Origin of the sequence: Kribbella pratensis, assembly GCF_004366075.1 — a bacterium.
Lineage (GTDB): Bacteria > Actinomycetota > Actinomycetes > Propionibacteriales > Kribbellaceae > Kribbella > Kribbella pratensis.
Genome location: NZ_SODU01000004.1, coordinates 492,839 through 506,590, shown reverse-complemented (window position 1 = coordinate 506,590; position 13,752 = coordinate 492,839). Strand labels below are relative to the sequence as shown.

The 13,752-nt window shown below is 66.9% G+C and carries 11 protein-coding genes; 6 read left to right on the top strand and 5 right to left on the bottom strand.

Annotated features, from left to right (window positions below):
• Positions 1-8: 8 nt before the first annotated feature.
• The 3 genes from EV137_RS34765 to EV137_RS34755 form a co-directional block, all read right to left on the bottom strand.
• Positions 9-947 carry a 2-hydroxyacid dehydrogenase gene (locus EV137_RS34765; RefSeq protein ID WP_134132339.1) on the bottom strand — a complete coding sequence of 313 codons (939 nt, stop codon included), beginning with the start codon at positions 945-947 and terminating at the stop codon, positions 9-11.
• Positions 944-1,978 carry a LacI family DNA-binding transcriptional regulator gene (locus EV137_RS34760; protein ID WP_134132337.1) on the bottom strand — a complete coding sequence of 345 codons (1,035 nt, stop codon included), beginning with the start codon at positions 1,976-1,978 and terminating at the stop codon, positions 944-946. The genes EV137_RS34765 and EV137_RS34760 overlap by 4 nt, the downstream gene beginning before the upstream one ends.
• A 105-nt stretch (positions 1,979-2,083) precedes the next feature.
• On the bottom strand, positions 2,084-4,807 hold the full coding sequence (locus EV137_RS34755) for an Ig domain-containing protein (protein ID WP_134132336.1): 2,724 nt from the start codon (positions 4,805-4,807) through the stop codon (positions 2,084-2,086).
• Between the two features lie 138 nt (positions 4,808-4,945).
• Here EV137_RS34755 and EV137_RS34750 point away from each other — a divergent pair, with 138 nt between their 5' ends.
• The 5 genes from EV137_RS34750 (at position 4,946) to EV137_RS34730 (ending at position 10,024) form a co-directional block, all read left to right on the top strand.
• Entirely contained in the window at positions 4,946-5,947 is a 1,002-nt protein-coding gene (locus tag EV137_RS34750; RefSeq protein WP_134132335.1) for a hydroxyacid dehydrogenase, read from the top strand.
• 104 nt (positions 5,948-6,051) lie between these two features.
• Positions 6,052-6,972: an ABC transporter permease gene (locus EV137_RS34745; RefSeq protein ID WP_134132333.1), complete on the top strand. Its 921-nt coding sequence runs from the start codon at positions 6,052-6,054 to the stop codon at positions 6,970-6,972.
• A 5-nt stretch (positions 6,973-6,977) separates the two neighbouring features.
• Positions 6,978-7,889 (top strand): carbohydrate ABC transporter permease, encoded by a 912-nt coding sequence (locus tag EV137_RS34740; protein WP_238175801.1) that lies wholly within the window; start codon positions 6,978-6,980, stop codon positions 7,887-7,889.
• 30 nt (positions 7,890-7,919) lie between these two features.
• The gene (locus EV137_RS34735; protein WP_134013240.1) at positions 7,920-9,479 is read left to right on the top strand and encodes a DUF3502 domain-containing protein; all 1,560 of its coding nucleotides are present in this window, start codon (positions 7,920-7,922) and stop codon (positions 9,477-9,479) included.
• Positions 9,480-9,490: 11 nt separating this feature from the next.
• Positions 9,491-10,024, top strand: coding sequence for a LacI family DNA-binding transcriptional regulator (locus tag EV137_RS34730; RefSeq protein ID WP_134132330.1), 534 nt, complete (start codon positions 9,491-9,493; stop codon positions 10,022-10,024).
• Positions 10,025-10,045: 21 nt separating this feature from the next.
• Here the strand turns inward: EV137_RS34730 and EV137_RS34725 are convergent, their stop codons facing one another.
• The gene (locus EV137_RS34725; protein WP_134013244.1) at positions 10,046-11,116 is read right to left on the bottom strand and encodes a LacI family DNA-binding transcriptional regulator; all 1,071 of its coding nucleotides are present in this window, start codon (positions 11,114-11,116) and stop codon (positions 10,046-10,048) included.
• A 7-nt stretch (positions 11,117-11,123) separates the two neighbouring features.
• Positions 11,124-12,182, bottom strand: a complete 1,059-nt coding sequence (locus EV137_RS34720; protein WP_202871277.1) for a LacI family DNA-binding transcriptional regulator — start codon at positions 12,180-12,182, stop codon at positions 11,124-11,126.
• Positions 12,183-12,265: 83 nt separating this feature from the next.
• Between EV137_RS34720 and EV137_RS34715 the strand changes: the two genes are divergently transcribed.
• The gene (locus EV137_RS34715; RefSeq protein ID WP_134132329.1) at positions 12,266-13,228 is read left to right on the top strand and encodes an alpha/beta fold hydrolase; all 963 of its coding nucleotides are present in this window, start codon (positions 12,266-12,268) and stop codon (positions 13,226-13,228) included.
• The last annotated feature ends 524 nt before the right edge of the window (positions 13,229-13,752 follow it).

Here is a 13,752-nt window from a genome sequence, read left to right as displayed (position 1 = left end):
CGGTGCCTTCAGAGTCGGACGAGGTTGCGCAGTTCGTTGCCCTCGGCAAGGGCGGTCAGGTTGGCGGCGATGTCGTGGATGCGGCCGCGAAACGTCTGCCGGGTGATCCCGGACAGGTGCGGTGTGAGCAGGACGTTGTCCAGGTCCCCGAACGGGGCTTCGGCTGGTTGCGCCTGGTCGCCGTCGGTCGGGTACGAGTACCAGACGTCGAGGGCGGCGCCGCGGATCGAGTGGTTGCGCAGAGCGTCGTACAACGCCTGTTCCTGGACGAGCGGGCCGCGGGCAACGTTGACGAGTACGCCGTCTGCGCCGAGTTTGCTCAGCTCGGCGGCGCCGATGATGCCGCGGGTGGCCTCGGTCAGCGGCGCGGAGACGACGAGGACGTTCGACTCTTCGAGCAGGCGTGGGAGTTGGGAGGTGTCACCGGCCCAACTCACTCCATCGGCTTTTCCACTGGCGGTCACGGCTTGGGCCTGGGCGCCGAAGGCTTGCAGCACTCGCCAGGTGGCTCGACCGATGTGGCCGAATCCGAGGAAGCCGACCCTCGCGCTCGACAGCGTCTGGGGTTGGGGGAGGGCCGCGTCGTACACGGGCGAGCGCCAGCGGTTCTGCCGGAGGGCGGCGTCGGCCTGGGGGAGCTCGCGGCGCAGGGCGATCAGGGCCCAGACGATGTACTCGGCGATCGAGTCCTCGTGGTGATAAGTGTTCGCGACCGGTACGCCGGTTGCCTGGACGCGGTCGGTGCCGGCGCCGGCAACCTGCACGAGCCGCAGGCCCGGCGCGGCGTCCGCCATTTCCTGGGTGAACGACGGACCTACTAGAACGTCGGCGGTCTTCAGCGCGTCGAGGAGATCATCCGGAAGCCAGACCAGCTCGTCCTGAGGCACCAGGGCCTCGAGCTCGTCGCGCAAAGGCAGCAGGTTGAGGTCGGTGATGACGACTCTCATGCGTCGCTCCGGTCGCGGCGCGCGGGGATCCAGCCGGCCACCGGGCCGGTGCTCTGGCGGACGACCAGCTGGGTCGGCAGTGTGACGGCGCGCGGCTCGGCCGGCGCCTGGCCGGGCTCCGCGGTCAGTTGTTGGTGGAGCATGTCGATGCTCATCACGCCGGCTCGCGACATCGGAACCTGGATGCTGGTCAGCGTCGGGCGCCCGACCTCCGCGAGTGGGGTGTCGTCGATGCCGATGACGCTCAGCTCGGCCGGCACCTCGACACCGAGCGCGGCCGCTCCGGCGATGATGCCCAGCGCCATCAGGTCGTTGTGGGCGATCACCGCTGTGGCGCCGGATGCGACGACGCTGGCCGCCGCGGCCTGGCCGCCGGCCACCGTCTCCGCCTGCCAGCCGAGCACTTCCAGCTCGATGTCGGCCTGGTCGGCGAGCTGCCGGATCGCTTCCACCCGGGTCTGGTTCGACCAGGACAGCGGAGAACCTTGGGCGTAGGCGACATGCTCGTGACCGAGGACGCGCAGGTACTCCAGCGCCTGCCGCAGACCGTCGGCGGCGTCCGGTACGACGCTGCTCGTCTCGTCGCTCGTCCGGTTGACCAGGACGAGCGGGGTGTCACCGCACAGCTCGACGATGTCGTGCGCGGGCAGCCGGGGTGAGCAGACGACGAACCCGTCGACCCGCTCGTGCAGTTCGCCGATGATCTCCCGCTCGCGGTCGGGGCTGCCGTCGGTGTCGGTCAGGACGACGGTCTGGCGGCGGTTCCAGCCGTGCGCCTGGGCGGCCTTCACGAAGCTCGCCCACACCGGGTTGCCGATGTCCGGGACGATCATCGCGACCGTGGCCGAGCGGGTCGGCAGCCCCGACCTGGAACGGCGGCCGGCCGAGGCGACGTACCCGATCTCCTCCGCGGCGTCGATGATCCGGCGCAGGGTGTCGCGGCCGATCCGGTCCGGGTCGCTGAACGCCCGGGACGCAGTCGACAACGACACACCCGCGCGCTGCGCGACGTCGGTCAGGGTGGGATTCACAGCTCGCTCCAGAGGTTGCGGCAAGGTTTCGCCAAGATTGCGGCAAGTTGCGCAACTCTGTCAAGAGCTGGTTCAACTGGTGTTGCCGTTGGAGGCGATCGACACCTAGTTGATCGCCGTATTCATTTCCAGCCGCTGTCCGTAGATGCGGAACTCGCTGAAGCTCGACAGGCCCGGGTACGCCGGATCCGTGGGTACGCCGGGATGGTCGACCTGGATCTTGAGGAACCGGAAGCTCTCGCCGAGAACGTCGTCGCGGACCGGGATCCGCTCGAGCGCGAAGCCTTGATCGGAGGTGTCCGTGGTCTCGCGCGAGGTGAGCAGGGTCCACGCCCCGCCGTCGTTCGACCCGTACACGTTCGCGCCCTGGCTGCGGTTGCCGAAGTTGTACCGCGCCTGCAGCCCGAAGGCGTCGGCGGTGACCCGGAAGCCGGCGCCGACGTCGATGACCGCCGGAGCTTTCAGGTCGCCGGAGAAAGTGTTGAAGTCCCCGTCGAGCATGTTGCCTAGGGCAACCTGTGACAAGGATGCCGAGGTTGCGTGACCCCAGTAGTCGAACGAGCCGTCGTCAGGCATCGTCGGTGTCAGCTTCTCGAGCCGGGCCACCGCGGCCTGTAACGCGGCGAGATCCGCGGCGAAGGTCGCCGGATCGGCGGTTGCGATGTCCGCCTCCGCAGCCGCTTTCGCCGCGTCGACAGCGGAGCGGGTGGCTCGAACGTACGTCGTACCGGCGTCGTAGCCCGCGAGCGCCGCAGTCACGGCGTCCTGACGGGTCGCGCTGACGCTCAAGCGCACCCGGAGTACGGCGTCTGTGGCCGAATCGGATGCGACGACGAAGGTGTTGTGGTCGCCGACCTGGCCAGCGGTCGGCTGCCAGGTCAGCACGCCCGTTGCCTGGTCGAGCGATGCGCCCGCGGGAAGGTTGGTTCCCGACGTATAGGAGAGCTGGTCCGAGTCGACCGCCGACAGTGTGGCGGACAAGGGTTCGCCGGCGATCGCCAGCACTCTCACGTCCGAACCTTGTGCGAACCGTGGAGGCGTGAGCTGGGCCTTCGCCTGGACGTTGATCGCGTCGATGTCGACGCTGACCTCAGGCGATCCGACGACCGTGTAGTAGGCGAGCGACTCGCCGCCGGTGCTGCCGCGGAGCTTGCTCGTGTCCATGTCGTAGGTGACGTATCGCCAGGCACCACGCGTGTTCGGAAGCGTCAGCGTGTGGTACGGGGCGAGTCCTTGTTCCTTTCTGATCTGCAGAGTCGCCGTTCCGTTCGTGCGGATCAGTACGCCGACCGGGCTGTAGCCGTTCCGGTTGTCGTACAGCAACGTCCGTACGGCGATCGTCGTACCGGCAGACCGAGCTCGCATCCGGACGAACCCACCGCCGACCGACGTACCGGGAGTGAGGGGAGTGGTTCTCGTCTCCGCCTGCACCAGGGCGTCACGCTGGACCGGAGGTGCCGATCCGGCGACGGAGGCGGGGAAGGACAGCCAGGAATCCGGATTGAAGTCCGGGTTGCTGTTCCAGAAGTTGTACGGCGACGTTCCCCAGTAGAACCGGGCGCCGGCGTCCTGCGTCGTGGCCAGTTCGGTGATGCTCGGTGCGATCGTGGCGATGGCGGCCCCGAGCCTCTGCTTGTAGACGGTGTAGAGCTCGTTGGTCGGGTCGAAGATCCGGCCGCGGTACGCCTGGGACAGTACGCCGCCGCGCTGGGTGGTGTCGATCCACGGGATCGTCTTGCCCGTCATGAACGCGAAGAACTGTTCGGAGCCGCGCAGCAGCCGGTCGCCGCCGAAGGCGTAGACCGAGACCGCGTCCCGCCGCGTCGACACGGTGCCGCGGACCGGGTCCAGTTTGGTTCCCTGGATGTCGATGACGCGGGCGAGCTGGGTCAGCATCGTGACGTCGTCCCAGGCATGGGCCTGGTCGCGCCCCATCTCCTGCAACTGGACGAACGTCTTGCCGTACGGGTTCCGCGGATCGTTCTTCGCGATCACCGGCATCACCTTGCTGAGCGCGCCGTTGGTGTCGTCGTCAGGGTTGGTCGAGTTCACCGAGAACCACTCGACCGCCTCGCGGTAGCGCGGGAGGTTGTCGGTGAAGATGTAGCGCGCAATCGCGCCGATGAGCGAGTAGCTGTGCTGATTCATGAAGTTGCGGTTGCGGTACAGGAACGTCTGCGTGAGCGGCACGATCAGGTTGCTGGTGAGATCGGCGGTGTCGCTGTCGTTCCAGCCGAGGTCGTAGCCGTCCTCGGCCGGTGCCGTGACGGTCGAGTAGCGGACGATCTCGGCGGCAGCGAGCATCCGCATCAGCGGCGCACCGCTGTGGATGTGTGCGTCGGGGTAGTAGACATAGCCGGCGGGATCCATGTGGGCCCAGATCCGGATCAGCTTGAGGCTGTTCTCGCGGTGGACCGGATCACCGGTGACGAAGTACAGGATCGACTGGGTGTAGGCCCGGAACGCGTCGTCGATGAACCTCGCCTGGATGCCCTGGGAATTGAAGGCGCTGCTCGCCGGCCTGTCGACGACAGTGCCCTGGTTCTTGGAGCTGAAGGTCCGGGAGGCGTACGTCGTGGCGCTCATCGCGGCGTAGTACGACGCCCACGGCTCCACGCCGGCCCGGACCTGATTGCGAGCGAGCTTCAGGGATGAGGCGCTCACGGCCAGCCCTGGATGGACGAAGCCGGCGCTCGACCTGACTGGGGTGAGCTGTGGCAACGGGTCCGCAGTGGTCGAGGCGGGCGTAGCGGCGACCGGTACGACTCCGACGACTGCGAGGAGCGCAGCCAGACCAGTGGCCAGTGCGGACAGTTTCAAAACAGCCATCGGGACTCTCCAGCGTTGTGACGGCCCGGAAGGGAGCGGTCGGAGCCTCGCATCGCACCCCGGCGGCCGCCAGCATCCGGCAGGCTCCGAAAATTTTGATCTCCTGATAGTTAACGTTTTCTATGCCAGCCTGACGGCATGTCTCCCGCACCCGAAAAACTGCCGGCGCTCGTCGTCATGTCCCCCGAGTTCTGGCCGCAACTGTTCCCGGCGGACGTCCGTCGGCGACTGGAGCAGTTCGCCCTCGTCGATCCGGCGGAACCCGTCGACCGGTTCGACGATCCGCGCGTCATGGATCGCCTGGCCGAGGTGGAAGTTCTCATCACCGGGTGGGGATGCCCCGCCGTCGACCGCCAGATCCTGGAGGCGGCCCCGAAGCTGCGCGCGGTGCTGCACGCCGCGGGGAGCGTGAAGGGTCACCTGAGCCGCGAGGTCTGGGAGCGCGGCATCGTCGTCTCGTCGGCGGCAGCAGCGAACGGCGTACCGGTCGCGGAATTCACGCTCGGGGCGATCCTGCTGGCCGGCAAAGGTGCCTTCGACCTGCGGGAACGCTATCGCCGCGAGCGGTCCTTCGAGCTCGGCTACATCCACCCGGACATCGGGAACAACGGGCGTACCGTCGGGCTGATCGGCGCCTCGCGGATCGGCCGGCAGGTGCTGGAACTGCTGCGCCCGTTCGGATTCCGGGTCCAGGTGTATGACCCGTACGCCGGGAATCTCGGCGTACCGACCGTCGATCTCGGGACGCTGCTGAGTACGAGCGACATCGTCAGTGTGCACGCCCCGTTGACCGCGGAAACCCACCACTTGCTGGGGCGATCGGAGCTCGCCTTGCTGCGGGACGGTGCGACGCTGATCAACACGGCGCGCGGGCAACTGATCGACACCGGCGCGTTGACCGCCGAGCTGGTCTCCGGGCGGATCGCGGCGGTGCTCGACGTCACGGAGCCCGAACCGCTGCCCTCCGGGTCGCCCCTGTTCCAGCTTCCGAACGCGTTCCTGACGCCCCACATCGCCGGCTCGCACGGCAACGAACTCGCACGTCTCGGCCTGTGCGTCGCGGACGAATTGGGGCGCCTTGTCGCCGGTGAGCCGCTCCGCTTCGGGATCGGTGCCGCCGACCTGGATCGCGCGGCCTGATCGCAAAAGGCAACGATTGCCACGCCTTGACACGTCTGAAAGCCAGCGCTACCTTCTCGGCAGATGGAAAGCGCTTTCTAGATCCTGGTGAAGGAGTCGCTCCCATGAGTACCCGAACCTCCGTGCGCTCCAGCCTGTGGCTGGGACTGCTGGCAGTCCCCGCGGTCGCGTTCTTCCTGGTGTTCAGCTACGCGCCGATGGCCGGCCTGGTGGTGGCGTTCAAGGAGTTCGACATCAGCAAGGGCCTGTTCGGCAGCCCGTGGAACGGCCTGGACAACTTCCGCTACTTCTTCGCCTCCGGTGACGCGCAGCGGATCCTGGTCAACACCATCGTGCTGAACGTGTTGTTCCTCGCCGCGACGCTGGCCGCCGGCGTGACGCTGGCGATCATGCTGAACGAGCTTCGCGGCCGCTTCTTCAAACGGGCGGCGCAGTCGACGATCTTCTTCCCGTACTTCGTCTCGCCGGTCGTCGTCGCGATCATGCTGCAGGTCCTGCTGTCCGGGCCGGCCGGAGACGGTGGCGTCGTCAACGACGCGCTGGCCGGCTTCGGGCTGCCGACGGTCAGCTGGTACACGGAGCCGGGTCCGTGGCCGTGGATCCTGACCTTCGTCAAGATCTGGCAGCTGGGCGGCTACATGAGCGTCATCTTCCTGGCCGCGATCACCTCGATCCCCGAGGACGTCTACGAGGCGGGCCAGATCGACGGTGCGAGCCGGGCGCAGATGGCGCTGCGGATCACCCTGCCGCTGCTGAAGCCGACGGCCGCCGTCCTGCTGGTGCTCGGTGTCGGCCGGATCTTCTACGGAGACTTCGGCACGATCTACGCGATCGTCGGCGACAACGGCACGCTCTTCCCGACGACCGATGTGATCGACACCTACGTGTTCCGCTCCCTGCGCCAGATCGGTGACTTCGGCACCACCGCGGCGATCGGCCTGTTCCAGTCGGTGGTCGGTTTCGTTCTGGTGTCGACCGCGGTGCTGATCCAGCGCCGGTACTCGAAGGAGACGAGTCTGCTGTGACTACCATGACCTCGAGCCTGGCCAAGGCCGCCGGCCGGACCGCGGCCAAACGGCGCTCCGGTAGCTGGGAGCCGTTCACCGTCGTCAGCGTCATCGGCGTCGCGCTGTTCATGCTGGTCTGCCTGATTCCGTTCTGGGTGATCGTGTCCGGCTCGTTCACCGACGAGCAGACCCTGGCAGGCAAGGGATACAGCCTCATCCCGCAACCGTTCTCGACCGCGGCGTACAAATTGATCTTCACCGGGCCGACGCTGGTCAGCGCATACGTCGCCAGCATCGTCATCACCGTTGCCGGTACGGTGCTGGCGCTCAGCATCACGTCCGGCCTGAGCTGGGTGATCGCGCGGCGACTGCCCTACGTCAGCCGGCCGTTGGCGATCTTCGCCTACATCCCGATGCTGTTCAGCGGCGGTCTCGTCCCGCTGTACCTGCTGGTCACGCAGTACCTCAAGCTGCAGAACAGCTACTTCGCGGTGATCCTGCCGTTGCTGGTGGCGCCTTTCCTGGTCTTCATCCAGGTCTCGGCGTTCCGCCAGCTGCCGGAGGAGATCCTCGACTCGGCCCGGGTCGACGGCGCGGGGGAGCTGCAGATCTTCTTCCGGATCGGACTGCCGTTGTCCAAGCCGATCCTGGCCGTCGTCGGCCTGTTCTACGCGGTCCACTACTGGAACGAGTGGTTCACCGCGCTGCTGTTCATGTCGGACATCCACAAGTACCCGCTACCGCTGCTGTTGCAGAACCTGATCTCGAACGTCTCGTTCTCGCAGATGCTGCCGACCGCAGCAGCCCAGTCGACGCCGGTCTACCAGCTCCGGCTCGCCCTCACGGTCGTCACCATCGGCCCGATCCTGCTCGCGTACCCGTTCGCGCAGCGCTACTTCGTCAAAGGCATCACCTTGGGAGCCACCAAAGGCTGACGGTCTCCCACCACAACTTCTGGAGGCATTGTGCCCGCCACATCTCCCGCCGGCCTCAGCAGGCGCGGCTTCCTGGCCGCCGGCGGCGGCCTGTCACTCGCAGCCATGCTCGGACTGAGCGGCTGTGGAGACTCGTCGTCACCGAGCTCCGGCAAGGCCGCAGACACCCTCGCCCTGCTGCTGCCCGGTGACACACCGACCGGCTGGGACGCGATCCTTGCCAAGGTCAACGAGAAGCTCAAGAAGGACCTGGGCTTCACCATCGCTCCCCAGTTCGTCGCCTGGTCCAACTACCAGCAGCAGTCACTGCTCAAGTTCACCGCGGGTGAGAACTTCGACACCGCGCTGCAGGCCCGCTGGCTGAACATGATCCAGCTCGTCGCGAGCAAGTCCCTGGTTCCCGTCGACGGACTGATCAGCAAGTACCCGAACCTGAGCAAGACCCTTGACCCGCAGTTGCTCGAGCAGAACAAGTGGTCCGGCAAGCTGTACGGGATCCCGCAGGTGAACTCCGCCGCACGGTTCCACCACTTCACTGTCCGCCAGGACCTGGCCGACAAGCTCGGTGTGGGGGAGATCTCGACGTTCGACCAGTTGGAGAAGTTCTGGTACGACGTCAAGCAGAAGGAGAAGCTCACTCCGATCGGTATCTCGTCCAACATGCCGAAGCTCCTGGCGGCCTTCGCGCCGGTCGGCTGGCTGAATCAGCACGACTGGGAGAATCCACACGTCAGCGTGCAGTTCTTCAGCGGCGGCTCGCTCCCGTTCTACCTGGCGCAGGACGGGAAGAGCACCGGGTCCGCGAAGCCGATCCCGTTCTGGGAGGTTCCCGGCGTCGTCGATGCGCTGCGCAAGATCCGCAAGTACTACCTCGACGGCATCATCAACAAGGACGCGCTGAACGTGGACTCGAGCACGATCAAGTCCCAGTTCGAGTCGGGCCGCATCGCGACCCGGTGGGCGATGACGGACGGGCTGTCGTCGCAGTCGCTCACACCGCTGCGCAAAGCCGTACCGACAGCGCAGATCGCGAACGTCGTACCGCTGCGGGGCGGCAAGGACGCCAAGCCGAACCAGACGTTCCAGGCCGACAACTTCGTCGTACTCAACGTCAAGGGCCGCAGCAACGAGCGGGCGATGCAGCTGGAGGACTGGGTCTCGATCAAGGAGAACCACGACCTGCTCAGCTACGGGGTCGAGGGCACGGACTGGAAGCCGGTGGGCGCGGACAAGTTCCAGCAGCTGTCGCAGTACAGCTTTCCCGGGTTCGCGTTGTGCTGGCGGCAGAAGCTCGAGCTGAAGATCAAGGACATCACGCCGACCGAGGAGGCGTGGTTCGACTGGGCGCAGAAGTACGACAACTTCACCTTGGACCCGTACGCGTCGTTCGTGCCGGACGTGACGCCGGTGAAACGTCAGGACAGCCAGGTCAACGCCGCGATGACGCAGTACGGCAACCCGTTGTGGATCGGGGCGGTCGACGTCGACAAGGGTCTCGACAACCTGAAGAAGGCGGTGGACAAGGCCGGACTCTCCGAGCTGCAGGCGGAGATGGAGAAGCAGGCGAACGCGTATCTCAAGGGCCAGTGAGGCCGTCCTCGATGTCCGCCCCACGGAGGAAGCTCGCGGTGGTCGCGCGCGAGGCCGGAGTGTCGATCTCGACCGTCTCCAAGGTCCTGCGCGCCTACCCGGACGTCGCACCGGCCACCAGGACCCGGGTGCGCGAGGTACTGCGTCGCGCCGGGTATCCACTGGATTCCGATGCCGCCGGCAACCGTCGCGAGGAGTCCGAGCTGGTCGACGTAGTGGTCGCCAGTCGGAGCAACGGCTGGACCGGTGACGTACTGGCCGACCTTGCCGACGCTGCCCGGGAACCGGGACTGGCTCTCGTCGTCACGACAGTGAACGGGGGAGAGCCGGTGCCCCGGCTCTGGCTGGAACGCCTCTTCGCCCGCGGCACCCGCGGTGTGATCGGCCTCAACGTCGAGTTCACCGACACCCAGGTGGCGTACCTTGCCGCCTACAACATCCCGTCCGTTCTACTCCCTGCCGACTCCAGTACGCCGGTCTCGGAAGTGTTGACGACGATCCTCGACGGCACGCCGCCGTACCCCCACTCCATGGCCGCCGGCTGACCCTTCATGGAAATGTGGGGTTCAGTCGCGGCGGGTCACGGAGTTGCGGACGACTACGTGGGTGGTGAAAAGCCGGTGGGCTCCGGTCCAGTCGGGTTGTTGGTGTTGGGAGTCGAGTGCGATCTTCGCTGCCGCTCGGCCTAGTTCCTCGTAGGGGACATGAACCGACGTGAGTCTGGGACGGAGGTCCTGGGCCAGTTCGACATCGTCGTAGCCGACCACCGAGAGGTCCTCGGGGACTCTCAGATCGAACTCGGCCGCAGCGGCGTACACGCCTGCGGCCACAACGTCGGTGGCCGCGAAGACCGCAGTGAAGTCCTGCCCGGCGGCCAGCCGGTTCTTCGTCAGCTGATAGCCGGAGGCTCGGGTGAAGACACCGTGCTCGACCAGCTCCGGCGCATCTGGTACGCCGAAGTCGTGCAGGGCCCGTCGATGTCCGGCCAACCGCTGCATGCTGGTGCTCTGACGCTCCGGACCGGCAAGGAAGAGGGTCCGGCGATGCCCCTGCGACAACAAGTGGCTGGTCATCGCGTAGGCGCCTTGCTCGTTGTCGTACTCGATCACGGCCGTGGGCACGTCGTCGCCCAGCGGAGGCCGACCACACAGCACCAACAGGGAACCAGCGGAGTGAAGTGAGCGGGCCAGGTCGGTCATCTTCGCGCGGTAGTCGGCTGCTTCGTTGGTGACGCCACCGATCAGGATCACGGCGCCGGCGCGCTGCTCGCGCATCAGCTGCACCAGGGCGAGCTCGCGTTCCGAGTCGCCTTGGGTGGTGCCGATCAGACTCAGCCAGCCACGGCGCGACGCCTCCTGCTCGACGCCGTGCGCCGCGTCCGCGAACGACTGGCCGCGTACGTCGGCCAGGATGAAGGCGATCGTCTTCGTCTGCACTCCGGCCAAGGCCCTGGCGTGAGTGTTGGCGGAGTAGTTGAGCTCACGGATCGATCGCAGGACGCGCTGGTTCGCCGATCGGGAGACCGGGTAGTTGCCGGCCAGGACGCGGGAGACCGTCGCGGGCGACACCCCGGCGTGCGCGGCGACGTCGGCGAGGGTGGGCGAGCTCGACGACTTGCGTCTACTGCTGTTTGCCATCGTTCTCCTAGCGCTCCCTGGGAGGAGCGGTCGACTTCCTGATCACCACGTGCGTCCCGAGCATCAGGTGCTGATCCTGCGCGTAGTCGTCGCGATGCAGCGCAAGCCGTACGGCGGAACGCCCGAGCTCCTCGTGCGGGATGTGGACCGTGGTCAGCGGCGGATTGAGATCGGCGCTCATCGGAATGTCGTCGTACCCGGCGACGGAGATGTCCTCAGGCACTCGGAGCCCTGCCTCGTGGAGAGCGGCGAGGACACCGCTTGCGACGATGTCCGTGATGCCGACGACGGCCGTCATACCGGTGTCGCGGGTCAGCAAGGCCTTGGTCTGGCGGTAGCCGGACTCGCGATCGAAGGTGCCGCCGGCAACAAGGCTTGGATCGACGGTCAGGCCGTGCGCCGCGTGGGCGCGGGTGAAGCCGTCGAAGCGCGCGCTGGTCGTCGTGTGCTCCGGCTCGGCGGCGCCGATGAACGCGATCCGGCGATGGCCGAGCGAGAGCAGATAGTTCGTCACCGCGAACGCGCCGCCCTCGTTGTCGTACTCGACGACTGTCGCCGGCACGTCCGGGCCGATCGGCGGGCGGCCGCACAGCACCAGGCGCGAGCCGACCCGCTCCAGGGATCTGGCGATCTGTGCCATCCGCTCGAGGTGTTCCGGCGTACGCAGGCCGCCACCGACCAGCACGACCGCCTCGGCCTGTTGCTCGCGCATCAGTTCGATGAGTTCGAGTTCGCGATCGGCGTCGCCGTGATGGGTGCAGACCAGACACACCCGGCCCTCGGCGGTGGCCTGCTGCTCGACGCCTTGCCCGATGTAGGCGAACAGCGGACCGACCAGGTCGCGGATGATGAACGCGACGGTCCGTGTCGTGCCGCCGACCAGGGCGCGGGCCTGTGCGTTGATCACGTAGTCGAGGTCCTGCACCGCCCGGAGCACCCGTTTCCGGGTCGAGGCGCTGACCGGGTAGTTCCCGGCGAGCACCCGTGACACCGTCGTGGCGCTCACGCCCGCGGCCGCCGCGACGTCCTTCACCGTCGGACGGCTCCCGAGGCTCACTCCCGCCACGCGCCAACTCCTTTGTCCGTCGAAATTTTCTGTCCGGGTCTTGCCCTGACTCCGTGTAGAAAACGTTAACTATGCTGCCATCCATGGCGGCGAATGTCGAAGCCCGCGGGGTGCCGATCTGGCTGAGTGACACCGGTACGGGTGATCCGCTGCTGCTCGTCCACGGCTGGGGTGGCGACAGCCGCGCGTGGAGCGGTCTGAACTTCGCGGGTCGCCGGGTCATCACGGTCGACCTGCGCGGTCACGGGCGTTCGCCGGTACTTCGGCACGGGTATCGGCCGGCTGACTACGCGGCAGATCTCACGGCGCTCGTCGAACGGCTGGGGCTCGGGCCTGTGGTGGCGGTCGGGCATTCGATGGGCGGCCAGATCGTCGCGGAGCTCGCACTGGAACGTCCCGACCTGGTCACGGCGGTCGTCGTCATCGATCCGGCGTACGGCGCGGACGAGGCAGAGGCAGCCACCTTCGAGCAGCGTCTGGCCGCGCTCCGCAGTGATGGCGCGGAGGCGGCAATTCGCCAACTCGGACTACCCGCCGGCGCCGTCCGTGACCAGTTGCTCGCGACTCCGGGGCACGTGCTCGCCGAAAGCTATGCGGGGATGTACACGGACCCAGATGCCTTCGGCGCCCGCCCGGCCGCTACTGCCCGACTGGCCGCCTTGACCCAACCACTCCTTTGCATCCGCCCAACCCCCGCGATGGCCGCGTGGGACATAGGCCTGTCCCTGCCCTACGGATCACGAGTAGTCCTCTGGAACGGCTGCGGCCACTTCCTCCATCACGAACGCCCGGCGCAGTTCGTCGACCTGGTCGAGAGTTGGCTGGCCTCATTGCCCGACGCCTTTGCGTGCTCGGCCGAAGAAGATCCGCGCGCCCGAACGGCGACCGAGTCCGGGTCATCGACACCCCTACCGTCGGCCAGAGCCTCGGCAGGGTCCTCTAACTCTTCCGTTCCGGCAACACCGAGCCGGTCTTCTTCGGCGACCAGCCCCGGCCGGAGGGTGCCGTCCTCTCCTTCGAGCAATGGGCGGAGTACGAAACTTTGAGGGAGGATGCGGAAAACGACCAGCGCCGGGAGGACCTGGTCCGGGAGCGCCTCGCCAACGACGATCCGTCGAAGTGGGAGACGTACGAGGAAATGATGGACAGGCATGGCCTGGACCCCGACAGCGACGAGTCGAATCCGACGGGCGGTGGCAAACCGACGGTGACGGGATGCCGTGAATTACCACCTGATCCACCATCCTGATTTCAGCCGGGACATGGACCGGCTGCACGAGGCCTGGAAGCGCGACCGGGACAGTCCCGCCGGCTGCGAGTTCCAATCAGCGATGGCTGCCCTGCGGGCATTGCGTGAGGGGCGCGAGGGGAGTACTAGGGCAAGCGGCTCGGTTACTGGCCGCAATCGTATGGCCCGCGGGACTGCGCGTAGCTGAAGGTTCCCGTAGATCGTGAGTTCACGCTGGATGGGTTCGAGCGGGGGCAATCGCATGGTTGGTCTAGGCGAATTCGATCCGATGCCGGTGATTCGAGGGCAATCGAGTTGTGCAGGATCCGATCGCTCAGGCCT